A 21780-nucleotide genomic window follows, 5' to 3' on the forward strand; every position below is an offset into this window, starting at 1 on the left:
ACCGATCGGACGACCTCGCCTCGCTTAGTCTGTTAAGGGAGTGCAGTCCTGCCCGTTTCGTGGGCCTGCTTCCGGTTGCCGGTGACGGTGACCGTGGAGCCGGGGTGAGGAGGTGTCCCACGTGGACGTCGACGCCGGACACGGCGCCGCCCTGGGGGGTGCGCTCCCGGCCCAGCCGGGTGAGTTGCCCCTGGCCCGGCGGCTCCGGTCCCTGTTGAGTTGGCCGGCCAACGACGCCGACCCGGTGACCCAGCTCGTCCGCACCCACCGCGGCATCCACTCCAGCGCGGACGCCTCGGTGCTGCGCCGGGCGTACACGATCGCCGAGAACATGCACCGCGGTCAGTTCCGCAAAAGCGGCGAGCCCTACATCACCCACCCGCTGGCGGTCGCCCAGATCTGTGCCGACCTCGGGATGGACACCACCACCCTGGTCGCGGCGCTGCTGCACGACACGGTGGAGGACACCCGCTACACCCTCCAGGCGCTCAGCGAGGACTTCGGCCACGAGGTGGCGCACCTGGTCGACGGGGTGACCAAGTTCGACAAGGCGTTCTACGGCAAGGCCGCCGAGGCGGAGACGATCCGCAAGATGATCATCGCGGCCGGCAAGGACGTCCGGGTGCTGATCATCAAGCTGGCCGACCGGCTGCACAACATGCGTACCCTCGGGGTCCGCTCGGCCGCCTCCCGGGAGCGGATCGCCCGCAAGACCCAGGAGGTCCTGGTCCCGCTCTGCGACCGGCTCGGCATCCAGACCCTCAAGCGTGACCTGGACGACGTGGTGCTGCTGCACCTGGAGCCCGACGAGCACGCCCGGCTGGCCCGGCACGTGCACGACCGGCCCGGCTGGGACGCCTACCTCGACGACGTGGTGGCCCAGGCCAAGGTGGCGCTGCGCCGCAGCCGGGTGGACGCCGAGGTGAGCGTCCGCCCCCGGCACCTCTACTCGATCTGGAAGGACACCGTGGCCGGCGGGCACGCCCAGCCGTACGACCTGCCCCGGATCGTGATCGTGGTCGACGGCCCGGCCACCGACTGTTACGCCGCCCTCGGCGCGGTGCACGGCCGCTGGCGGCCGGTCTCCGGCCGGTTCAAGGACTTCATCGCCTCCCCCAAGAACAACCTCTACCGCTCCCTGCACACCAGCGTCTGCGGCCCGCAGAACCGCACCGTCGAGGTGCTGATCCGCACCCGGGAGATGCACCGTTGCGCCGAGTACGGCGTGGCCGCCGACTTCCGCTTCCCCCGCGCCGCCACCGGGGCCAGCAACACCGACCAGCTCTCCTGGCTGCGCCGGGTGCTCGACTGGGAGCAGGAGGCCCCCGACCCGGCCCAGTTCCTCCAGTCGCTGCGGTGCGACCTGGCAGAGGCGCAGATCCAGGTGGTCGCCGACGGCCGGCAGGTGGTGCTCCCGGCCGGGGCCACCCCGATCGACCTGGCCTACGAGCTGGGCACCGAGCGGGGCGACCACTGCCTCGCCGCGCGGATCAACGGCCGGCTCGCCCCACTGGCGTCCGAACTGGACGAGGGCGACGTGGTGGAGATCTACTCGGAGAGCAGCGTCGCGAGCGGCTTCGAGGCGGACGTCGCCCCCCGGGGCCCCCGCCGCGAGTGGCTCGACTTCGTCAAGTCGCCGCACGCGCAGATGCAGATCAGCCGCTGGTTCACCGAGCACGTCGAGCCGGGCATCTCCATCGCCGACAAGGTCCGCCTCGGCCGGGCCACCATCGGCCTGGCGCTGCGTACGCACAACCGGGGGCTGGCCAGCGACCTGCCGTTGCTGCGCCTGTCGGAGGAGCTCGGCTACCCCGACCTGGAGACCCTGTTGGTCGCGGTCTTCGACCGGGCGGTCGAACCGGACACCGTGGTCCGTCAGCTCATCGACCTGGTCGACCATCGACAGTGAGTCCCTGGCCGGGTGACCGGTCGCCCCGCACCCCACGGCAGCACGCCGACGGCCTAGCCTGGAGCGATGATCCTCCGTTCCCGCGCCACCGGCCGGGCCGTGGCGTACAAGGTCTTCTACCGGCTGCCGGTCTCGGTGCGGCGTCGCCTGGTCCGGCTCGCCGGGCCGAAGTACGTCGTCGGCGCGGTGACCCTGGTCCGGGACAGCGGGGCCGACGGCGCCGGCCGCCTGCTGCTGCTGCGCCAACCCCCCGGGCACAGTTGGACGCTGCCCGCCGGCCTGCTCCAACGCGGTGAGACCCCGGTCGTCGGCGCGGCCCGCGAACTGCACGAGGAGTCCGGGGTCCGGCTCGCCCCGGAGCAGCTCCGCCCGGCCGTGCCGAACGCCGTGGTGCACACCCGGGGTTGGGTGGACATGGTCTTCGAGGCGGAGGTGCCCGCCGCCACCACCACCCTGGCCGTCGACGGCGCGGAGGTCTTCGAGGCCGCCTGGCACCCGCTGGACGACCTGCCCCGGCTGAGCCGGGCCACCGCCAACCTGCTCGGCCACTACGGCATCGGGCCGCAGGCCGGCCAGCCGACGACGTGACCGCCCCGGACGGCCTGTGCGCGGTGGTGCTCGCCGCCGGTGAGGGCACCCGGCTGCGCCCGCTCACCGCCCGGGTGCCCAAGGCGCTCTGCCCGGTCGGCAACGTGCCGCTGCTGGACCGGGCCCTGCACCGGCTCGCCGGGCTGGGCCTGACCGGGCCCCGGCGGGTCGCGGTGAACGCCTGTTACCTGGCCGACCAGGTGGTGGCGCACGTCGGCGACCGGGCGCACCTGTCGGTGGAGCCGGGTGACCCGTTGGGCACCGCCGGTGGCCTGGGCAACCTGCGGGACTGGATCGCCGGTCGGGGGGTGCTGGTCGGCAACGCCGACGCCTACCTGGCCGATCCGGGGGCCGCCCCCGGCCCCGACATCGCGGCGCTGCTGGCCGGGTGGGATTTCCACTCCGTACGGCTGCTGGGTCGGCCGGCGCCCGACCCGCGCGCGCCCGGCACCTTCGACGGGCACGTCTTCACCGGCTTCTCCCTGCTGCCCTGGCACCGGGTGCGCGAGCTGCCGGCCAGCTTCGGTGACCTGGTCCGCGCGGTGTGGCGTCCGGCGGAGGCGGCCGGCGAGCTGACCGTGGTGCCGTACCCGGGCACGTTCTTCGACACCGGCACGCCCGCCGACTACCTGGCGGCCAACCTGCACGCCGCCGGCGACGGCGCGCTGGTCGCCCCGGACGCCACCGTCACCGGTCGGGTCCGGCACGCGGTGGTCGGCGCGGGCGCGGTGGTACGCGGCGACGTGGAGCGCGTGGTGGTCTGGCCCGGCGCGACGGTCGGCCCGGACGAACGGCTCCGCGACGCGATCCGGGCCGACGACGGGCTCACCGTGGCCGCCCCACCAGGCGGACGTTGATCACCGGTGTCAGAATCACCAGCATGCAGCCCTCCGTGCCTCGGATCCCCCTGTCGGTCGGCTACCGGTCGAGCCGTACCGGTCGGGTCGTCTCGTTGCTGGTGCTGGGTGTCATCCTGACTGTCGGTTGCGGTTGTGTCGGCGCCTTCATCGGCACCGGCATCAACGCGGCCGGCGGCAACGACACCTCGGGCAGCGCGGCGGTGCCGGCGATCGCCGCGCTGGTGTCGGCCGGGCTGGTCCTGCTCCTCATCGGCCTGCTGGTGACCAGCATCGTGCGCAGCGGCGCCTGGTTGGAGGGCAGCCGGCTCACCGTGGTCGGGCTCACCACGAAGAGCGTCGACCTGCGGGCCGCCCGGTCGGTGTCGCTGCACGCGGCGGCCGTCGCGCAGACTGGCGTCTCCAGTGACGGTTCGCTGGTCGCCACCGGCGCGGTCACCCGGACCCCGGTGCTCACCGTCACCGCCGACTCCGGCACCGTCAAGCTGGGGCTGCGCAGCAGGGAGAGCCTGCTCATCCCGCCGCCCGAGATGTACGCCCTGGCCGCCGCGCTGGACACCGCCCGCTGCCCGGGGGCGGCGGAGGCGGCCGCCTGGCTGCGCGCCATGGCCGCCGACCCGCGCACCATGCTGCTCTGACCGGCAGCCGGGTCCACCGGAGGGCCGCCCGCGGGCGGCGAGGGCGGCACTAGCATGGTCGACGACACCAGGCCGGCGTCGCGCCGGGCACGACGAACGGAGAATCGTCCAGTGATCACCGCGATCGTCCTGATCGACTGCGCCACCGACTCGATCCCCGAGGTGGCCGAGAACCTGGCCAACCTGCCCGGTGTCAGCGAGGTCTACTCGGTGGCCGGACACGTCGACCTGATCGCCATCGTCCGGGTCCGGGAGTTCGAGCAGATCGCCCAGGTCATCGCCGGCAGCATCTCCAAGGTGCCGGGGGTGCTCAACACCGAGTCGCACATCGCCTTCCGCGCGTACTCCCAGCACGACCTGGAGGAGGCGTTCGCGATCGGCCTGGCCAGCGCCGACTGACCGACGCCCGGACAGGCGACGGTGGCCGGCCCCTGGGGACCGGCCACCATCAGGTGGTACGAGAGGTCAGCTGTTGCCCGGAACGGGCGTCTCGGTGGTGGCGCCCGGTTCCGGCGACTCCGTGCCGCCGCCCGGGGTCGGGGACCCGGTCGTGCCACCCGGTGCCGGCGTACCGCTGCCACCCGGGCTCGCGGTGCCGCTGGCGCTGGTCTGCGGGACCGGGATGCCCAACTCCTGGGCCAGGGCCACCAGCGCGTCGTAGTGCGCCTGCAACACCGGCAGGGCGTCCTGCGCCAACTGGACCACCGACTGCTCGGAGCCCTGCGAGATCTCGGTCTGGGTGGCCTGGATGGCCTGCACGTGACCGGCCAGCTCAGCGGTCACCCAGGCCTTGTCGAACGCGGCGCCCTTGAGGCCGTTGAGCTTGTCGATCACCTTCTGCTGATCGGCTGTCGGCGCGTTCGGCAGGGTCACGTTCAGCTGCTGCGCGGTGCTCTGCACCGTCTGGTCGAGCTGGGTGTGATCCGTGACGAACTGCTGCCCCAACTGCTTGACCTGCTCGTTCTGCCCCTTCTTCTGGGCCAGGTTCCCGGTGACGATCTCCGCCAGGTTGACCTGGTGCACCGCCTGCAGGTACTGGGTGTCCTGCGCCGACGGTTGCGCGGCGGCCTGCGCGGCAGCCGCGGGTGCCAGGCCGACCACCGCCAGCGTGGCCAGCAGTCCCAGGCGTTTGATACCCAACATGTTTCCTCCCCGTTTTCGGTGGACCGCACGGATACCCGACTGGCGAGGGTTAATCCTGGCTTTCCACCCGTTGGGGTCCGGCCGCGCCGGCCCGCCGGCCGGAAAACGGACACCGCACCGCACGCCCCCACCGCACCGGAGCGGATACGGACGAGGCGGGCCGGGGATACGGACGAGGCGCCCGCCGGAATCCTCCGGCGGGCGCCTCGGTCGAGTGGTACGGGCAGGTCAGCGGCGGGAATCTCCGCTGCCGATCTCCTCCCGCTCCGGGCGGGGTTCCACCGGCGGGTGCCCCGGCGAGACCGGTGCCTCGACCGGCTTCTCGATCGGGTAGAAGAAGCCCCGGATCGCCGGGCCGAGCGCCCCGAGCCGGTTCATCTTCTTCGGCACCACCCAGCCGACGTAGTCCAACTCGCCGTGCCCGTGGCCGTCACCGGCGCTGAGCGGCTGGTGGACCTCCTCGAACCGGCCGTCGGGCAGGCGGCGGATGATGCCGGTCTCCACGCCGTGGGCCAGCACCTCCCGGTCGTGCTGCTGGAGCCCGAGGCAGATCCGGTAGGTGACGTAGTACGCCACCGGCGGGACGATCAGCAGGCCGATCCGGCCCGCCCAGGTCATCGCGTTCAGGCTGATGTGGAACTTGTCGGCGATCACGTCGTTCGCGCCGGAGAGGGTCAGCACGATGTAGAAGGCGACGGCCATCGCGCCCACCGCGGTCCGGGCCGGGACGTCCCGGGGCCGCTGGAGCAGGTTGTGGTGCCGGTAGTCCTTGAGCTGCCGGGCCTCCACGAACGGATAGAGCGTGGAGAGGCCGACCAGGATGCCGGGCAGGACGACCGTCGGCCAGAACAGCGGCGGGATGACGTACCCGTTGCCGATCGGGATGTTGATCTCCCAGGCCGGCATCAGTCGGGTCGAGCCGTCGAGGAACATGACGTACCAGTCGGGCTGGCTGGCGGCCGAGACCACCCACGCCTCGTACGGGCCGAAGTACCAGATCGGGTTGATCTGGAACAGGCCGCCCATCAGCGCGATCACGCCGAAGACGACCATGAAGAAGCCGCCCTGCTTGAGCGCGTAGCGGGGGAACATCCGCTCGCCGACCACGTTGTCGTTGGTCCGGCCGGGGCCGGGCCACTGGGTGTGCTTCTGCTTGAACACCAGGCCCAGGTGGGCGCTGATCAACGCGACCAGCAGACCCGGGATGAGCAGCACGTGGGCGATGAAGAACCGGCTGATGATGATCTCACCGGGGAACTCGCCGCCGAAGATCGACGAGGTGACCCAGGAGCCGATCACCGGGATCGACAGCATGATGCCGGAGGCGATCCGCAGGCCGGTGCCGGACAGGCCGTCGTCCGGCAGCGAGTAGCCGGAGAAACCGGCGAGGAAGCCGACCCAGAACAGCAGCGACCCGATGATCCAGTTGGTCTCCCGCGGCTTGCGGAACGCGCCGGTGAAGAAGACCCGCATCATGTGCACCACGATCGCGGCCATGAACAGCAGCGCGGACCAGTGGTGCATCTGCCGCATGATCAGGCCACCCCGGACATCGAACGAGATGTCCAGGCTGGAGGCGTACGCGGCGGACATCGGGGTGCCCCGCAGCGGGGCGTAACTGCCGTTGTAGACCACCTCGGTCATCGCCGGCTCGTAGAAGAAGGTCAGGAAGACGCCGGTCAGCAGCAGCACGACGAACGAGAAGAGCGCGATCTCGCCGAGCAGGAACGACCAGTGGTCCGGGAAGACCTTGTTGAGCAGCTTGCGCAACGGGGTGGCGACCTGGAAGCGGTCGTCCACTCCCCCGGCGGCCTTGCCCGGCACCGCTGCTACGTCAAACTTTCGGCGCTTCATGGCCGCTCCCAGAAGTCGGGGCCGACGGTTTCGGTGTAGTCGGACTTCGCCACGAAGAAGCCTTCCTCGTCCACCTCGATCGGCAGCTGGGGCAGCCGCCGGCTCGCCGGGCCGAAGACCGGACGGGCGTTGTCGGTGATCAGGAACTGGCTCTGGTGACACGGGCAGAGCAGCCGGTTGGTCTGCTGCTCGTACAGGCTCGCCGGGCAGCCGGCGTGCGTGCAGATCTTGGAGTACGCCGCGTAGTTGCCCCACATGTAGTCACCGTGACCGACCCGCGAGTTGGCCTGCCGGGACTTCTCCGCGTCGGACTCCCGCAGGTGGATCAGCAGCGTCGGCGAGTCGGCGTGCTTGTTGCTCACGCCGTGCTCGATGCCGGGGAAGACGGTCAGCTGACCACCGGTGCTGACGTCGGCGGGCCGGATCGGCCGGCCGTCCTCGCGGACCAGCCGGATCTTCTTGCCGTCGGCCGGCGCGAACCCGGTGGTGAACATCTGGTTGTTCTTGTGCGGGTTGGAGATCAGGCCACCGACCAGCGGGGCCGCCGCGACCGCACCGACCGGCAGCAGGCCGGCGACCAGCGAGACACCGAGCAGCGGACGACGCCGTACCCCCATCTCGTCGGCGAGGTAGAGCATCGTCTCGCCGGTGATCTTCCGGTCCTCCGCCGACCCGGGACCGTCGTGCCGGTCCTGGATCGAGACCTCCTTGGGCAGCAGCTTCTTACCCCAGGTGAGGATGCCGAAGCCGATGCCGAGCAGGGCGACACCCAGGGTGAGGCCGAGCAGCGGGGTGTACCACTTGTCACCGCCGCGACCCGGCTCGTACTCCCAGGGCCACCAGATGTAGACGACCAGGAACGCGGTGGCGGCCAGGCCGGTGAGCAGGAACATCGCCGCGACCGTACGGGTCAGCCGGCGCTCGGCCTTGCTGCCCGGGACGACCTGCTCCTCGTAGTGGACGATCTCGATGTCGTCCCGGCGGGCGCCCTCGGTGACGATGTCGAACCGGGAGAGCCGGGGGTCGTGGACGTCGAGCGGCTCCCGACCCTGCGGGGCGTGCTGCTCGGTCTGGGTGCTCATGCCGTCACCTCGCTACGGGCGGTGCCGGCGCACGGCACCACGGCAATGCTGTTGACGATCCGCTCGGTCACGACTTGCCCGCAATCCACAGGCTCGCGAAGACCAGCGCGACGATGCCCACCAGGAAGATCGCCAGACCCTCGGTGGACGGGCCGTACCGGCCGAGGTTGAAGCCACCCTGGTCCTGGTCGGCCTTCAGGGACTCCTGGATGTAGGCGATGATGTCCGCCTTCTGCTCCGGGGTGATCTGGTTGTCGCCGAACACCGGCATGTTCTGCGGGCCGCTGAGCATCGCGGCGTAGATCTGCGCGTCGCTGGCCGGTGCGAGGCTCGGGGCGTACTTGCCCGAGGAGAGCGCGCCGCCGCCGCCGCCGAAGGCGTGGCACTGCGAGCAGTTGATCCGGAACAGCTCGCCGCCGGTGGCGAGGTTGGCGCCCTCGCGGAGGTTGCCCTGCGGGACCTGCGGGCCGCCGCCGAGCTCCTGGATGTACTGGCCGAGCTGGCGGACCTGCTCGTCGGTGAAGACCGGCGGCTTGCGCATGGCCTGCGCCTCCTGCCGGGCCATCGGCATCCGACCGCTGCTGACCTGGAACTCCACCGAGGCGGAGCCGACACCGATCAGGCTCGGGCCACGACCCTCGACGCCCTGGGCGTTGCGGCCGTGGCAGGTCACGCAGCTCACGTCGAACAGCGCCCGACCCTCGGCTGCGGCACCGGTCAGCGGCGGGTTTTCCTGCGCCTGCACGCCGGGGGCGAAGACGGTGTAGGCGCCGCCGGCCAGCGTCAACGCGGCGATCAGCCGGAACGCCGCGCCCAGCCGGCGGCGGCCCCTGCTGCGCGCCGCGGGCCGCCCGCGCAGGCGCGCGAGCAGACCGCGTCGGCGGTCGTTGTCAGAAGTCATGACCTGTGTCCTTAACCGGTTGGACCTTGTCTCAGGGGACGGAGCAGCGGCGCGGAACGTGACACGCCAAGATCACTGAAGCCAGTAGATCATGGCGTAGAGCCCGATCCACACGACGTCGACGAAGTGCCAGTAGTACGACACGACGATCGCCGACGTGGCCTGGGCCGGGGTGAAGCGGCCCATGGTCGTGCGGATCATGAAGATGATGAAGGCGATGAGACCGCCGGTCACGTGCAGGCCGTGGAAGCCGGTGGTCAGGTAGAACATCGACCCGTAACCGTCTTCGTTGATCTTCACGCCCTCGTGCACCAGGGTCAGGTACTCGTTCGCCTGGCCGAGCACGAAGATCAGGCCCATCACGAAGGTGAGCGTGAACCAGCGCCGCAGGGCGTGGACGTCACCCTTCTCGGCCGCGAAGACACCGAGCTGGCAGGTCACCGAGGACAGCACCAGGATCACCGTGAAGGTGGTCGCATAGGGGATGTTGAGTACCTCGGTGTGCTTCTCCCACTGCTCCGGCGCCGCCGCACGGATCGAGAAGTACATCGCGAACAGCGCCGCGAAGAACATGAGTTCGCTGGAGAGCCACACGATCGTCCCGACGCTGACCATGTTGGGCCGCGTCAGAGAGTGGATCCGGCTCTTGTCAATGGCTGGGGCCGCAGTCACGCGGTCATTATTGCCCTTGACCGGGGCGGGCGATCAGCGGGGGGCCAAACCCGGGTGAGGGATGGCCCGATCGTGGCGGTCCGGTTCGCCTGGCCTAGCCTGAAAAGCGTGCTGCACGTCGATTCGATCTTCGCCGCCACCTCGACGGCCCCGTCCACCGGCCTCGCGGCGGGCGGCGTCGAGGTACCGCCGCCGTTCGACATCACCCGGGTCTTCACCGAGACCCGGCTGGACAGCTGGCTCGCCCTGGGCCTGGTCCTCGCCGCCGGCCTCTACCTCTACGGGGTCCACCGGCTCCGGCTGCGCGGCGACCACTGGCCGGTGGTCCGTACCGTCTGCTTCCTCGGGCCGGGCCTGGGCGGCATCGCCGCGGTCACGGTCAGCGGCCTGCACGCCTACGACACCGCCCTGCTCTCGGTGCACATGGTGCAGCACATGGTGCTGTCGATGGTCTCCCCGATCTTCCTGGCCCTGGGCGCACCGATCACCCTGGCGCTGCGCACCCTGCCGGTCGGCCCGCGCAAACGGCTGCTGGCGGTGGTGCACAGCCGGATCGCCCGGATCTACAGCTTCCCGCTGGTGGCGTTCACCATCTTCGTGGTCAACCCGTTCGCGCTCTACTTCACCGACCTGTACCGCTACACCCTCGAACACGCCTGGGCGCACGAGCTGGTGCACGCGCACTTCATCATGACCGGCTGCGTGTTCTTCTGGCCGCTGCTCGGGCTGGACCCGTTGCCCGGCCGCTGGCCGTACCCGGCGCGGGCGCTGCTGATGCTGCTGTCGGTGCCGTTCCACACCGTGCTCGGGCTCACCATCATGCAGAGCACCACGCTGTTCGGCGGCGACTGGTACCCGTCGCTCAACCTGGCCTGGTCCGACCCGTGGAACGACCAGGTGGTCGCCGGCGGCGTCCTGTGGGCCGGCGGGGAGTTCGTCAGCGTGACGATGCTCGCGGTGCTGGTGGTGCAGTGGGTGAAGCAGTCCGAGCGGGAGGCCCGCCGGGTGGACCGCGAGCTGGACCGGCAGGAGGCCCGCGACCGCGCCGCCGAGGCCGCCGCCACCCCGGCCGCGGCCCCCGGAACCCCGTCCTGAGCTGCCGCGACACCCGGTCGGCCCGGGGCCGGCAGGCGGGATGTCGGGTACGCCACACCGCCCGGTACGATCAACGGCAGCAACGAGGAGTACAGCCCATGAGTGAGCGCAGCGAGCGAGTCAGGCTCAGTGCGACGGTGCCTCATCACGGCACGGAGCGAAGCGGAGTGTCGGCATGAGCGAGCGTCTCTGCACCGTCCTGCTCTACAGCGACGACGCGCAGGTCCGGGACCGGATGCGGCTGGCCGTCGGCACCCGTCCCGCCCCCGGGATCACGATCGAGTTCGTCGAGGCGTCCGACTACTTCGGCTGCGTCCGGCTGGTCGACGACTACGAGATCGACCTGATGCTGCTCGACGGCGAGGCCAGCCCCGGCGGCGGCATCGGCATCGCCCGCCAGATCAAGGACGACCGGGAAGACGCCCCGCCCACCTGCGTGGTCATCGCCCGGGCCGCCGACCGATGGCTCGCCTCCTACGCGCAGGTCGACGGCGTGCTGATGCACCCGCTCGACCCGGTGACCACCGGCACCACGGTCGCCGAGCTGCTGCGTACGCACGCCGCCGCCTGAGTCAGACGCACTCGGCGGCGCCCAGGCGCCCGGGGTGACGGGCGCACCGTCCACCCCCACCCCACGCCCGCTCGGGAGGCCCATCATGGGCGAACGGACCTGGCCGCACCTGCTCAACGCGCTGCTGCGCGGCGACGAGCTGTCCACCGCCGACACCGCCTGGGCGATGAACGAGATCATGGCCGGTGCCGCCGGCCCGGCGCAGATCGCCGGCTTCGCGGTCGCGCTGCGCGCCAAGGGTGAGACCCCTGCCGAACTGGCCGGTCTGGTCGAGGCGATGCTCGACAACTCGGTGCCGGTGACCCTGCCGGAGGAGCTGCGGCGCACCTCGGTCGACGTGGTGGGCACCGGGGGTGACCTCGCCCACACGGTCAACATCTCGACCATGACCGCACTGGTGGTGGCCGGTGCCGGCGTCCCGGTGGTCAAGCACGGCAACCGGGCCGCCTCGTCCCTGTGCGGCACCGCCGACCTGCTGGAGTTCTTCGGCCTACCGCTGGATCTGGGCCCCGAGCAGGTGGCCAGGTGCGTGACCGAGGCCGGCATCGGCTTCTGCTTCGCGCCCCGGTTCCACCCCGGGTACCGGCACGCCGGCCCGGTCCGCCGGGAGATCGGCGTGCCGACCGCGTTCAACTTCCTCGGCCCGCTGACCAACCCGGCCCGGCCGCACGCAGGCGCGGTCGGCTGCTTCGACGCCCGGATGGCCTCCGTGATGGCCGAGGTCTTCGCCGGTCGGGGCGACTCGGTGATCGTGATGCGCGGCGAGGACGGCCTGGACGAGTTCACCACCGCCGCGCCGACCCGGGTCTGGGTGGCCCAGCAGGGCGCCGTCCGGGAGGCCGTGTTGGACGCGGCCGACCTCGGGGTGCCCCGGGCCACCCTGGCCGACCTACGGGGCGGTGACGCCGCGCACAACGCCGCCGTGGCCCGCCGGCTGCTGGCCGGCGAGACCGGTCCGGTACGCGACGCCGTCCTGGTCAACGCGGCCGTCGCGCTGGCCACCCAGACCCCGCTGGACGGTGACCTCACCGAGGCGGTACGCGCCGGCATGGCCCGGGCCGCCGAGTCCGTCGACTCGGGGGCGGCGGCGGCCGTCCTGGACCGCTGGGTCGACGTCGCCCGTTCCCTCTGACCCGCCGTTCAGCGCGGCCCGCTCTGACCCGCCGTTCAGCGCGGCCCGCTCCCCCGGGCCGAGCGGTGTGCCGGGCGGGGCTGGCGGGGAAGTGTCGGAGGGGCGTGGGAAACTACATGGGAGTAATTTTCCGTTTCCGGTGATGGCGGCGATGTCCATCGGCGGGTTCCGGAACGAGAGGAGACGCCCGTGTCGGACCGCGAGCTCTACTGCGACACCTGCGAGGGCGTTCAGCCGTTCGAGGTGCCGCCGTGCGCCGACGGCCACGGTGCCGACTGCCCCGAGCTGGCCTGCACCGGCTGCGGCACGGCGGTGCTGATCGCCACCTTCGCCTTCCAGCCCACCCGCCTGGCCGACCGTCGCCGCCGCCCGTCAGCCGGTCGTCACGCGGCCTGACCCCTGCCGGTCGTCACGCGGCCTGACCCCTGCCGGGCACCGCCGGCTCCCTGGTCCTGTCGGGAGATCCGGCCTGCTCAGTTGCGTGGCAGGATCACCGGATGCTCCGACTCACGGATTTCATCATCGACTGCCCGGACACCATGAGGCTGGCGGCCTTCTACGCCGCGGTGACGGGTCGCCCGGTCAGGGAGGGCAGTGACGGGGACTGGGCCGGCATCCGGTTCGGCGAGATCGAGCTGGCCTTCATCAGGGTGACGGATTACCGCGCCCCGCAGTGGCCCGACGGCGAGCACCCCAAACAGTTCCACCTCGACTTCGAGGTCGATGACATCGAGGCCGAGCAGGCCCGCGTCCTGGCCCTCGGCGCGACCCTGGCGCAGGATTTCCTCGGCCCCGAAGGCTACGGATGGCGGGTCTACACCGACCCGGTCGGTCACCCCTTCTGCCTCTGCCGCAACAGGGGTGTCACCTGGACCGACCAGGGACCCGTCTGGCCCGAGCCGGCCTGATCCACTCAGCCTGCCTGATCCACCCAGGCCGAGCCGAAACAGCGGCATCAGCCCGCCGGGGACACCGCGACTTCGGCCCCCTGGAGTCGATCACCCGCCCAACGACGACAGGCCCGCCTCCCCGGGTGGGGAGGCGGGCCCGTCGGGTGGTTCTCCGGGCGCTGACGCGGCGAACGGGGCTCGCCGCGAGCAGGCCGGTGGGTCAGTGCTCGGCGGTGCGGCGGGTGCCGGAGTAGTACTCGAAGAGCAGGCCACAGGCGGTGACGATGACCAGCACCAGACCGAGGCCCAGCAGCCAGAACTGCCAGAACACCAGGCCCAGGCCGGCGACCGCGGCGGCCAGCGCGAGGCCGAACGGCCAGTAGCTGCCGGGGCTGAAGAAGCCGATCTCGCCCGCGCCGTCGGCGATCTCGCCGTCCGGCCGGTCCTCCGGGCGCAGGTCGATACGGCGGGAGACGAACCAGAAGAAGCCGCCGCACATCGCGCAGAGCAGGAAGGACAGCAGCAGGGCCACCGTGCCGACCCACTCGACCTGGCCACCGGAGTCGCCGTACGTCCAGGCGCCGTAGAGGATCGTCGCGCCGAGGAGGAACCCGGCGATGATGAGGAAGATGCGCCACTCGGTCTTCATGCCGGATACCTCAGTTTCCCGCGCCCGCGGACGCGCCGTCCGGGTTGAAGTTGTCCTTGGTCCGCCGGGTGTCGAACGGCTGGGTGGTCTTCGCGTACGGGTCCTGGCCGATGGCGGTGAGAGCCTCCTGCGTCGACTTGCCGTCCCGCTTGGCCGCCAGGAACTGGTCGTACGCCTCCGGGGAGACCACCCGCAGCTCGAAGTTCATGAAGGCGTGGTAGCTGCCGCACAGCTCGGCGCAGCGGCCCACGTACGCCCCCTCGGACTCCAGCTTGGAGACCTCGAACACGTTACGGATCTTGCCGGGCATCACGTCGCGCTTGAACAGCAGCTCCGGCACCCAGAAGGAGTGGATGACGTCGCGGCTGGTCTCCTCGAACCGGATGGACCGGTTGGTCGGCAGCACCAGCACCGGGATGACCTCGCTGGTGCCCAGCACCGACGCCACGGTGTTGGCCTCGGTGCCCTGGCCGTCGCGGTAGTTGAACTGCCAGTTCCACTTGAAGGCGACGACCTCGACGGTGACGTCGGGGTTCTTGGTCGTCCGCACCACGTCGGTCTGGACCACGGCCGTGTAGTAGAAGAGCACCGAGACGATCAGGATCGGCGCGATGGTGTAGAGGAACTCCATCGGCAGGTTGTAGCGGGTCTGCACCGGCAGCTCGTTGCCGCGCTTGCGGTAACGCACCACACACCAGAAGATCAGGCCCCAGACGAAGACACCGACCGCCAGGGCGGCGATGCAGGAGGCGATCCACAGGTCGTACATTCGGTGCGATTCGGGGGTGATGCCGCCCTGCGGCCAGCCGAAGCCGTCGACCGAGCGGCCGACGTCACACCCGGTGAGCAGAACCAGCAGCGCAGCTCCGCCGAGACCGAGCCCGGCGAGCCGGCCAGCACCACGCCGCCGACGCTCACCGGCTCCGGGGGAAGCGCTGTGCCGTACGGCCGACGGCCGTACCTCCGAACTCCTTGCGACCACCTGGTCCTGCCTCCCTAGCGCGCCGCGGTGGGGCTTTCCATCAGCACCGACGGCAAAGGCGTCACCGACGGTCGCAGATTACTCGACCATGGCGGGCTCGACCGTCTTGGGGTCGCTGTCCGACCCCATCGGGGGGATCGTGGCCATCCCGACGCGATAGCGTCGTCAGCCGTGAGTGCCCACCCGGTCTACCTGGACGCGGCCACTGCCGCGCCGCTGCACCCGGTCGCCCGGCAGGCGTTGCTGGCGGCCCTCGACGACGGCTGGGCCGACCCCGCCCGCCTCTACAGCCGGGCCCGTCGGGCCGCCCAACTCCTCGACGCCGCCCGCGAGGCCACCGCCGGCACCCTCGGCGTCCGCCCCGACGAGGTCTCCTTCACCCCCAGCGGTACGCACGCCGCGCACTCCGCCGTGCTCGGCGGCCTGGCCGGCCGGCAGCGCACCGGCGACACGCTTGTGCACTCGGCGATCGAACACTCGGCGGTGCTGCACGCCGCGCAGCGGCACGTGGCGACCGGTGGCACCGCGATCTCCGTACCGGTGGACCGGCTCGGCCGGCTCGACCTGACCGCCTGGTCGGCGGCGGTGCGCTCCCCCGGGGTGGCGCTGGCGACGCTGATCGGGGCCAGTCACGAGGTGGGCACCGTGCAGCCGGTCACCGGGGCGGCCGACGCCTGCGCCACCGTCGGGGTGCCGCTGCACGTCGACGCGGCCCAGCTCGTCGGCCGGGTGCCGGTGCCGGACGGGTGGTCGGTGCTGACCGCCAGCGCGCACAAGTGGGGCGGCCCACCCGGCGTCGGGCTGCTCGTGGTCCGCAAGGGCACCCGCTGGGAGTCGCCGTGGCCGGCCGACGAGCGGGAGTTCCGACGTACCCCCGGGGTGGTGAACCTGCCGGCGGTGGTGGCGGCGGCGGCGAGCCTGCGCGCGGCGGCGGCCGACGCGGCGGCCGAGGCGGCCCGGCTGACCCCGCTGGTGGACCTGATCCGGGCCCGGGTCGCCGCCGAGGTGCCGGACGTGGAGGTCGTCGGCGACCCCGTCGACCGGCTCCCCCACCTGGTCACCTTCTCCTGCCTGTACGTCGACGGCGAGGTGCTGCTGCACGCGTTGGACCGGCGCGGCTTCGCCGTCTCCTCCGGCTCCTCCTGCACCTCCTCGACGCTGCGCCCGTCGCACGTGCTGGAGGCGATGGGGGTGCTGTCGCACGGCAACGTCCGGGTCTCGCTGCACCGGGAGACCACCACGGCGGACGTCGAGCGGTTCCTCGCCGAACTGCCCGGGATCGTCGCCGACCTGCGCGCCGACGCCGGCGTGGTGGGCCTGTGACCACCCCGCCCAGCCCGGACAGCCCCCCGACCGGCGCGGACGGCCTCCCGACCGGCGCGGACGGCCTCCCGACCGGCGCGGACGGCCTCCCGACCGGGCCGGGCGGCGGCGAGGCCGGACCGGGCGGCGACGGGGCGGGGCCGGTCGAGGTGCTGGACTGTCGGGGGCAGCGCTGCCCGCTACCGGTGATCGCGCTGGCCCGCCGGCTGCCTGAGCTGCCCGTCGGCGCGGTGCTGCGGGTCCTCGCCGACGACCCGGCCGCCGCCGTGGACATCCCCGCCTGGTGCCGGATGCGCGCCCAGCAGTTCGTCACCGCCATCCCCGACGGCCCGGGCTACGAGGTACGCCGCACCCACTGACCCACCCCGCCCCGCTCCGTCGATCATGGAGTTGTGGTGGCCGATCTGCGGCACTAATGCCGTTTCGAAGGCACCACAACTCCATGATCGCGATCGGCAAATTCGTCCTGCTGGACTTCGCCAACGTACGCCCGCCCGAAATCGGCCGCCAGCCCCACCAGCCGCACGCCAGGTGCCCCGGACCGGGACAGCCAGGTACCCAGACCGGGATCGGGACAGCCAGTCGGGTCGGGATCAGGTGAGGTAACGCAGGAGCGCCGGGAGCGGGTCGATCGCGATGGCGGTGTCGACCACCAGCCGGGGGCCGATCAACGGTTCGTACTCCGCGCCACGCTGCCGGGTCTGCTCCCAGGTCGGAGCGTGCGGGTCGGCGGCGTGCCGGGCCTCGACCCGGCGACGCAGCTCCGCCTCGTCACCGCAGTGCACCTCGATCAGCCGCAGCGGCACCCCGGACCGCACGGCCAGGTCGAGCCAGAGCCCTCGCGCGCCGGCCACCGGGTTCGCCGCGTCGACCACCACGCCGGTGCCCAGCCCGAGCTGCACCTCGGCCAGCCCGGCCAACGCGTCGTAGCCGGCCAGGCCCGTGCCGGGGCCGGTCAGCCCGTGCCGGGCCAGTGCCCGCTCGATCGGGTCGACAGGCAGCACCGGGGCACCCAGGGCCACGCCGACCTGCCGGGCGATGGTGCTCTTACCCACCCCCGGCAGACCGGCGAAGACGACCAGGAGCTGCGTCACGGCACCAGGTGTGGCCGGACGTCCTGGGCGGCGGCGTCCCCGTACGACTCGGCCAGCCGCTTGACGAACACGTCGCGGCGCACGTCGTACTCCTGGGTGCCGACGGTCTCCAGGACCAGGGCGGCCAGCAGCGAACCGACCTGGGCGGCACGTTCCAGGCCGAGGCCCCAGGACAGGGCGGCAAAGAAACCGGCCCGGAAGCCGTCACCGACCCCGGTGGGGTCGACGGCCCGCGCGTCCCGGACGATCGGCACCCGCAACGACTCCCCGTCCCGGGTGACGATCTCCACGCCGTCCTTGCCGAGGGTGGTGACCCGGACCTTCACCCGTTCCAGGAGCTGGGCGTCGGTGAGGCCGGCCTTGCTCTGCAGCAGCGACTTCTCGTACTCGTTGGTCATCAGGTACTCGGCGCCATCGATCAGCGCGACCACGTCGTCGCCGTCCATCCGGGCGAGCTGCTGCGACGGGTCGGCGACGAAGGCGTAGCCGCGGTCCCGGCACTCGGCCGAGTGCCGGATCATCGCCTCCGGGTCGTTCGCGCTGACCAGGACCAGGTCGAGGCCGCCGAGCCGGTCCGCGACGGGGCCCAGCTCGATGTTGCGGGCCTCGCTCATCGCACCGGCATAGAACGAGGCGATCTGGCACATGTCGGTGTCGGTGGTGCAGACGAAACGGGCGGTGTGCGCCACCTCGCTGACGTGCACCGAGTCGCAGTCCACGCCGTGCCGCTCCAGCCAGGAACGGTAGTCGGCGAAGTCGGCACCCACCGCGCCGAGCAGGATCGGGCTCAGCCCGAGCTGCCCCATGCCGAAGGCGATGTTGGCGGCCACCCCGCCCCGGCGCAACACCAGGTCGTCCACCAGGAAGGAGAGCGACACCTTGTGCAACTGGTCGGCGATGAGCTGGTCGGCGAAGCGACCCGGGAAGCTCATCAGGTGGTCGGTCGCGATCGAGCCGGTCACGGCGATCTTCATGTCAACCCTCGGGGTCGGGAGCACGGCGCGGGTCAGCCTACCGGTCGCGCGCGAACGACGGTCGACGGTCGGACGGGCACCGGCCACCACCTGCTCATCCGCCCGCCACACACCGGCAACCCCGTGCCACCGGGCACATCGGCACGAGCAGCCCGGCCACCGCGACCGGCACCGCCTCGGCCCGGACAGGGTTGCCGGACGCGCGCCGGGGCCGCCCCGTGGTGGGGCGGCCCCGGCGACGGCGACGGTCGCGACTCAGCTGAACGAGTCGCCGCAGGCGCAGGAGCTGCCCGCGTTGGGGTTGTCGATGGTGAAGCCCTGGGCGTCGATCCGGTCGGCGAAGTCGATGGTCGCCCCGGACAGGTAGGGGGCGCTCATCCGGTCGACGACGACGCCGACGCCGTCGAAGTCGGTGACGACGTCACCGTCGAGCGAACGCTCGTCGAAGAAGAGCTGGTACCGCAGGCCGGAGCAGCCACCCGGCTGCACCGCGACCCTGAGCCGCAGGTCGTCGCGGCCTTCCTGCTCGATCAGGGCCTTGACCTTCTGCGCCGCGACGTCGGTGAGGACGACGGAAGTAGGGGCCTGGGCCTCGGTCGAGTCGGTCTGCGCTGGCGTGGTCACGTGGAAATCTCCCTGCGCGGTATGGGTCCGGACACCCTGGTCAACAGCACGCGTCGCCCAGTGATTCCCGGTTTGGTCCAGCTTCGATGGTACGCCGCCCCGGCCGACCCCACCCGGCCGGCGTGATCGCCGCTCCAGGCCACCCGCACCACACCCACCCGCCCGCGCCCACCCGGCGCACGTGCGAGCCGGTCGCACCCCGGTGGTCCGGCCCACCCCGGTGGTCCGGTCAGCGGCTCCACTGGCGGGCCAGTCGGGCACCGAGCGCCCGCAGCCCCTCGACGGGCCGGCCCATCGCCGCCGCCACCCCGCCGCGTTCCTCACCACCGAAGTGCTCCACCAGGCTGTACGCCTCGGTCACCCCGGCGGAGGCGGCCTCCCGCCGGCCGGTGCTCACCCGACCCGCCAGCACCACGCAGGGCACCCCCCGGTCGCGGGCCGCCCCGGCCACCCCGGCGACCACCTTGCCGCGCAGCGACTGGTGGTCGAACGATCCCTCCCCGGTGATCACCAGATCGCAGTCGTCGAGCGCGGCCTCCAGCCCGATCGCCCGGCTGACCAGGTCGATGCCGGATTCGCAGCGCCCACCGAGGGCCAGGATCGCCGCGCCGAGGCCGCCGGCCGCGCCGCCACCGGGCAGCGTGCCCAGGCCGGGCGGGCAGCCGGGCAGGTCCCGTTCCAGCACCGCCGCCCACCGCTGCAGTGCGGCGTCGAGCAGCAGCACGTCGGCCCGGTCGGCGCCCTTCTGCGGACCGTAGACGTTGCTCGCGCCGTGCAGGCCGAGCAGCGGGTTGTCCACGTCGGTGGCGGCGACCAGGGTCACCCCGCGCAGTCGGGGGACACCGTCGAGGGCGGCGACGGCGGTCAGCGCCGCACCGCCGTACGGCAGGGCCCGGCCGGCGTCGTCGAGCGGGGTCGCACCGAGCGCGGTGAACAGGCCGGCCCCGCCGTCGTTGGTGCCGGAGCCGCCCAGCCCGATCACCACCGTCCGGGCCCCGTGCTCCACGGCGGCGGCGACCAGCGCGCCGAGGCCGTACGAGGTGGCGGCCTTCGGGTCCCGCTCGGCGGCGGCCAGCAGGTGCAGCCCGCAGGCCTGGGCGCTCTCCAGGTAGCCGACGCCGTCGGCGGTGAGCAGGATCTCACCGGTGACGGGCCGGCCCAGCGGGTCGAGGGTGGAGACCGGCACCCGCCGCCCGTCGAGAGCGTCGGCGAGCACCGTGATGAAGCCCGGCCCGCCGTCGGCGAGGGGACGGATGAGCAGCTCGCCGACGTCGTCCACCTCGCGCCAGCCGGCGGCGACGGCGGCCGCCACCTCGGGCGCTTCCAGGGTGCCGGCGAACTTGTCGGGACAGAGCAGCACGCGCATGCCCAGAGTGTGGCAGGCCACATCGGCGCGGGGGCAGTGTGGCAGCCCACACCGGCAGCGGTCGTGCGAACGCCCCGTTGTGGGACCATGAGGACGTGACTTCGACCTGGGTGGAACCCTCCAACACGGCGACCGCGCTGCTGCTCCTCGGCCGCGGCAGCGACCCCGCCACCGAGCGTGGCGTGGAGTGTCCGGGAGACCTGCCGGCGCCGAGCGACCCGGACCTGGTGGCCCGGGCGGCGGCGGCGAAGGCCGCGCTGGGCACGAAGGTGTTCGTTCTCGGCCACCACTACCAGCGCGACGAGGTGATCCAGTTCGCCGACGTCACCGGCGACTCGTTCAAGCTGGCCCGGGAGGCGGCGGCCCGCCCCGACGCGGAGTACATCGTCTTCTGCGGCGTGCACTTCATGGCCGAGAGCGCGGACATCCTCACCACCGACGCGCAGCGGGTGATCCTGCCCGACCTGGCGGCCGGTTGCTCGATGGCCGACATGGCGGTGCTGTCGCAGGTCGAGCGGGCCTGGGAGGTGCTGACCGACCTGGGCGTCGCGGCGGACACCGTTCCGGTGACGTACATGAACTCCTCGGCGGACATCAAGGGCTTCGTCGGCCGCAACGGCGGCGTGGTCTGCACCTCGTCGAACGCGAAGCGGGCGCTGGACTGGGCCTACGCGCAGGGTTCGAAGGTGCTGTTCCTGCCCGACCAGCACCTGGGCCGCAACACGGCGGTGCTGGAGATGGGCTACTCGCTGGACGACTGCGTGCTCTACGACCCGCACAAGCCGAACGGTGGGCTCACCGCCGAGGAGCTGCGCGACGCGAAGATGATCCTGTGGCGCGGGCACTGCTCGGTGCACGGCCGGTTCACCCTGGACAGCGTCGAGGACGTCCGGGCCCGGGTGCCCGGGGTCAACGTGCTGGTGCACCCGGAGTGCCGGCACGAGGTGGTCACCGCCGCCGACCAGGTCGGTTCGACGGAGTACATCATCAAGGCGATCGAGGCGGCACCGGCCGGCTCGGCGTGGGCGGTCGGCACCGAGCTGAACCTGGTCCGCCGGCTGGCGCTGGCCCACCCCGACAAGCAGATCATGTTCCTGGACAAGGCGGTCTGCTACTGCTCCACGATGAACCGGATCGACCTGCCGCACCTGGTCTGGGCGTTGGAGGAGCTGGTCGCCGGCCGGGTGGTCAACCAGATCACCGTCGACGCGGACACCGCGCACCACGCCCGGGTGGCGCTGGACCAGATGCTCGCGCTGCCGGGTGCCGACACCCCGCCGCCCGCCGCAACCTGATCACCTACGGTCACCGCCGAGGTACGGGAACGTACCGGATTCACCGGTTCGTTCCGTAACCCGTGCGGTGACCGATTCCTATTTCGTCACGGAGGGCTATGCTGCCGGGGCGACGTACCACGGGGACCGTTTTGAGCCGGC

Annotated in this window: 24 protein-coding genes; 13 read left to right on the forward strand and 11 right to left on the reverse strand. The window is 72.0% G+C overall.

Going from position 1 to position 21780, the window contains the following annotated elements; translation table 11 throughout:
- The first annotated feature begins 121 nt into the window (after positions 1-121).
- From AB0C22_RS14925 to AB0C22_RS14945, 5 genes are all read left to right on the forward strand, one after another.
- The gene (locus tag AB0C22_RS14925) at positions 122-1909 is read left to right on the forward strand and encodes an HD domain-containing protein (protein WP_208568810.1); all 1788 of its coding nucleotides are present in this window, start codon (positions 122-124) and stop codon (positions 1907-1909) included.
- Between the two features lie 66 nt (positions 1910-1975).
- Positions 1976-2497 (forward strand): NUDIX domain-containing protein, encoded by a 522-nt coding sequence (locus tag AB0C22_RS14930; protein ID WP_208568712.1) that lies wholly within the window; start codon positions 1976-1978, stop codon positions 2495-2497.
- Positions 2494-3354 carry a sugar phosphate nucleotidyltransferase gene (locus tag AB0C22_RS14935; RefSeq protein WP_357535374.1) on the forward strand — a complete coding sequence of 287 codons (861 nt, stop codon included), beginning with the start codon at positions 2494-2496 and terminating at the stop codon, positions 3352-3354. Before AB0C22_RS14930 ends, AB0C22_RS14935 begins: the two co-directional genes overlap by 4 nt.
- Positions 3355-3377: 23 nt before the next feature.
- A complete protein-coding gene (locus AB0C22_RS14940) occupies positions 3378-3992 on the forward strand; it encodes a hypothetical protein (protein WP_357535376.1) in 615 nt (204 codons plus the stop codon).
- Positions 3993-4103: 111 nt separating this feature from the next.
- Positions 4104-4391: an Lrp/AsnC ligand binding domain-containing protein gene (locus tag AB0C22_RS14945; RefSeq protein WP_208568715.1), complete on the forward strand. Its 288-nt coding sequence runs from the start codon at positions 4104-4106 to the stop codon at positions 4389-4391.
- Between the two features lie 66 nt (positions 4392-4457).
- Here the strand turns inward: AB0C22_RS14945 and AB0C22_RS14950 are convergent, their stop codons facing one another.
- The 5 genes from AB0C22_RS14950 to AB0C22_RS14970 form a co-directional block, all read right to left on the reverse strand.
- Positions 4458-5135: a DUF4142 domain-containing protein gene (locus AB0C22_RS14950; RefSeq protein ID WP_357535378.1), complete on the reverse strand. Its 678-nt coding sequence runs from the start codon at positions 5133-5135 to the stop codon at positions 4458-4460.
- A gap of 228 nt (positions 5136-5363) precedes the next feature.
- Positions 5364-6989, reverse strand: coding sequence for a cytochrome bc complex cytochrome b subunit (locus tag AB0C22_RS14955; protein ID WP_219464031.1), 1626 nt, complete (start codon positions 6987-6989; stop codon positions 5364-5366).
- The gene (locus AB0C22_RS14960) at positions 6986-8071 is read right to left on the reverse strand and encodes a Rieske 2Fe-2S domain-containing protein (RefSeq protein WP_208568718.1); all 1086 of its coding nucleotides are present in this window, start codon (positions 8069-8071) and stop codon (positions 6986-6988) included. The genes AB0C22_RS14955 and AB0C22_RS14960 overlap by 4 nt, the downstream gene beginning before the upstream one ends.
- Before the next feature lie 67 nt (positions 8072-8138).
- Positions 8139-8972, reverse strand: coding sequence for a cytochrome c (locus AB0C22_RS14965; RefSeq protein WP_208568719.1), 834 nt, complete (start codon positions 8970-8972; stop codon positions 8139-8141).
- A 72-nt stretch (positions 8973-9044) separates the two neighbouring features.
- Positions 9045-9644: a heme-copper oxidase subunit III gene (locus AB0C22_RS14970; protein ID WP_067314692.1), complete on the reverse strand. Its 600-nt coding sequence runs from the start codon at positions 9642-9644 to the stop codon at positions 9045-9047.
- Between the two features lie 126 nt (positions 9645-9770).
- Between AB0C22_RS14970 and AB0C22_RS14975 the strand changes: the two genes are divergently transcribed.
- The 5 genes from AB0C22_RS14975 to AB0C22_RS14995 all read left to right on the forward strand — a co-directional run bounded on the left by AB0C22_RS14975 (position 9771) and on the right by AB0C22_RS14995 (position 13350).
- Positions 9771-10739, forward strand: coding sequence for a cytochrome c oxidase assembly protein (locus tag AB0C22_RS14975; protein WP_357535746.1), 969 nt, complete (start codon positions 9771-9773; stop codon positions 10737-10739).
- Positions 10740-10914: 175 nt separating this feature from the next.
- Positions 10915-11310, forward strand: a complete 396-nt coding sequence (locus AB0C22_RS14980) for a hypothetical protein (protein ID WP_208568721.1) — start codon at positions 10915-10917, stop codon at positions 11308-11310.
- 85 nt (positions 11311-11395) lie between these two features.
- Entirely contained in the window at positions 11396-12442 is a 1047-nt protein-coding gene (trpD, locus tag AB0C22_RS14985) for an anthranilate phosphoribosyltransferase (RefSeq protein ID WP_357535380.1), read from the forward strand.
- Positions 12443-12631: 189 nt separating this feature from the next.
- Positions 12632-12838: a hypothetical protein gene (locus AB0C22_RS14990; RefSeq protein ID WP_357535382.1), complete on the forward strand. Its 207-nt coding sequence runs from the start codon at positions 12632-12634 to the stop codon at positions 12836-12838.
- A gap of 101 nt (positions 12839-12939) precedes the next feature.
- On the forward strand, positions 12940-13350 hold the full coding sequence (locus AB0C22_RS14995) for a VOC family protein (RefSeq protein WP_357535384.1): 411 nt from the start codon (positions 12940-12942) through the stop codon (positions 13348-13350).
- Positions 13351-13552: 202 nt separating this feature from the next.
- Here the strand turns inward: AB0C22_RS14995 and AB0C22_RS15000 are convergent, their stop codons facing one another.
- Positions 13553-13981: a cytochrome c oxidase subunit 4 gene (locus AB0C22_RS15000; RefSeq protein WP_208568725.1), complete on the reverse strand. Its 429-nt coding sequence runs from the start codon at positions 13979-13981 to the stop codon at positions 13553-13555.
- A 10-nt stretch (positions 13982-13991) separates the two neighbouring features.
- Positions 13992-14963 (reverse strand): cytochrome c oxidase subunit II, encoded by a 972-nt coding sequence (coxB, locus tag AB0C22_RS15005; protein WP_208568726.1) that lies wholly within the window; start codon positions 14961-14963, stop codon positions 13992-13994.
- A gap of 171 nt (positions 14964-15134) precedes the next feature.
- Between coxB and AB0C22_RS15010 the strand changes: the two genes are divergently transcribed.
- Positions 15135-16286, forward strand: a complete 1152-nt coding sequence (locus AB0C22_RS15010; protein ID WP_357535386.1) for an aminotransferase class V-fold PLP-dependent enzyme — start codon at positions 15135-15137, stop codon at positions 16284-16286.
- A 149-nt stretch (positions 16287-16435) separates the two neighbouring features.
- Positions 16436-16645 (forward strand): sulfurtransferase TusA family protein, encoded by a 210-nt coding sequence (locus tag AB0C22_RS15015; protein WP_219470244.1) that lies wholly within the window; start codon positions 16436-16438, stop codon positions 16643-16645.
- Positions 16646-16879: 234 nt separating this feature from the next.
- On the opposite strand, the gene AB0C22_RS15020 is transcribed toward AB0C22_RS15015, so the two are convergent.
- The 4 genes from AB0C22_RS15020 to AB0C22_RS15035 all read right to left on the reverse strand — a co-directional run bounded on the left by AB0C22_RS15020 (position 16880) and on the right by AB0C22_RS15035 (position 20344).
- Complete coding sequence (locus AB0C22_RS15020) at positions 16880-17380, reverse strand: ATP-binding protein (RefSeq protein WP_219464042.1); 501 nt, start codon at positions 17378-17380, stop codon at positions 16880-16882.
- Entirely contained in the window at positions 17377-18354 is a 978-nt protein-coding gene (locus AB0C22_RS15025; RefSeq protein ID WP_357535388.1) for a carbohydrate kinase family protein, read from the reverse strand. Before AB0C22_RS15025 ends, AB0C22_RS15020 begins: the two co-directional genes overlap by 4 nt.
- 255 nt (positions 18355-18609) lie before the next feature.
- Positions 18610-18978 (reverse strand): iron-sulfur cluster insertion protein ErpA, encoded by a 369-nt coding sequence (gene erpA, locus AB0C22_RS15030; RefSeq protein ID WP_091237771.1) that lies wholly within the window; start codon positions 18976-18978, stop codon positions 18610-18612.
- A gap of 229 nt (positions 18979-19207) precedes the next feature.
- Complete coding sequence (locus AB0C22_RS15035) at positions 19208-20344, reverse strand: glycerate kinase (protein WP_357535390.1); 1137 nt, start codon at positions 20342-20344, stop codon at positions 19208-19210.
- Positions 20345-20439: 95 nt separating this feature from the next.
- Between AB0C22_RS15035 and nadA the strand changes: the two genes are divergently transcribed.
- On the forward strand, positions 20440-21639 hold the full coding sequence (gene nadA / locus AB0C22_RS15040; protein ID WP_357535392.1) for a quinolinate synthase NadA: 1200 nt from the start codon (positions 20440-20442) through the stop codon (positions 21637-21639).
- Positions 21640-21780 lie beyond the last annotated feature (141 nt).

It is taken from the genome of Micromonospora sp. NPDC048894 (genome assembly GCF_040649765.1).
Classification (GTDB): Bacteria; Actinomycetota; Actinomycetes; order Mycobacteriales; family Micromonosporaceae; genus Micromonospora; species Micromonospora antibiotica.

Bases quoted from the DNA above. Each gene is read 5' to 3' on its own strand.
- AB0C22_RS14940 (WP_357535376.1), top strand. From the start codon at position 3,378: ATGCAGCCCTCCGTGCCTCGGATCCCCCTGTCGGTCGGCTACCGGTCG.
- AB0C22_RS14995 (WP_357535384.1), top strand. From the start codon at position 12,940: ATGCTCCGACTCACGGATTTCATCATCGACTGCCCGGACACCATGAGG.
- AB0C22_RS14965 (WP_208568719.1), bottom strand. From the start codon at position 8,972: ATGACTTCTGACAACGACCGCCGACGCGGTCTGCTCGCGCGCCTGCGC.
- trpD (WP_357535380.1), top strand. From the start codon at position 11,396: ATGGGCGAACGGACCTGGCCGCACCTGCTCAACGCGCTGCTGCGCGGC.
- AB0C22_RS14950 (WP_357535378.1), bottom strand. From the start codon at position 5,135: ATGTTGGGTATCAAACGCCTGGGACTGCTGGCCACGCTGGCGGTGGTC.
- AB0C22_RS14960 (WP_208568718.1), bottom strand. From the start codon at position 8,071: ATGAGCACCCAGACCGAGCAGCACGCCCCGCAGGGTCGGGAGCCGCTC.
- AB0C22_RS14955 (WP_219464031.1), bottom strand. From the start codon at position 6,989: ATGAAGCGCCGAAAGTTTGACGTAGCAGCGGTGCCGGGCAAGGCCGCC.
- AB0C22_RS14930 (WP_208568712.1), top strand. From the start codon at position 1,976: ATGATCCTCCGTTCCCGCGCCACCGGCCGGGCCGTGGCGTACAAGGTC.
- AB0C22_RS15025 (WP_357535388.1), bottom strand. From the start codon at position 18,354: ATGAAGATCGCCGTGACCGGCTCGATCGCGACCGACCACCTGATGAGC.
- AB0C22_RS14980 (WP_208568721.1), top strand. From the start codon at position 10,915: ATGAGCGAGCGTCTCTGCACCGTCCTGCTCTACAGCGACGACGCGCAG.
- AB0C22_RS15035 (WP_357535390.1), bottom strand. From the start codon at position 20,344: ATGCGCGTGCTGCTCTGTCCCGACAAGTTCGCCGGCACCCTGGAAGCG.
- AB0C22_RS15000 (WP_208568725.1), bottom strand. From the start codon at position 13,981: ATGAAGACCGAGTGGCGCATCTTCCTCATCATCGCCGGGTTCCTCCTC.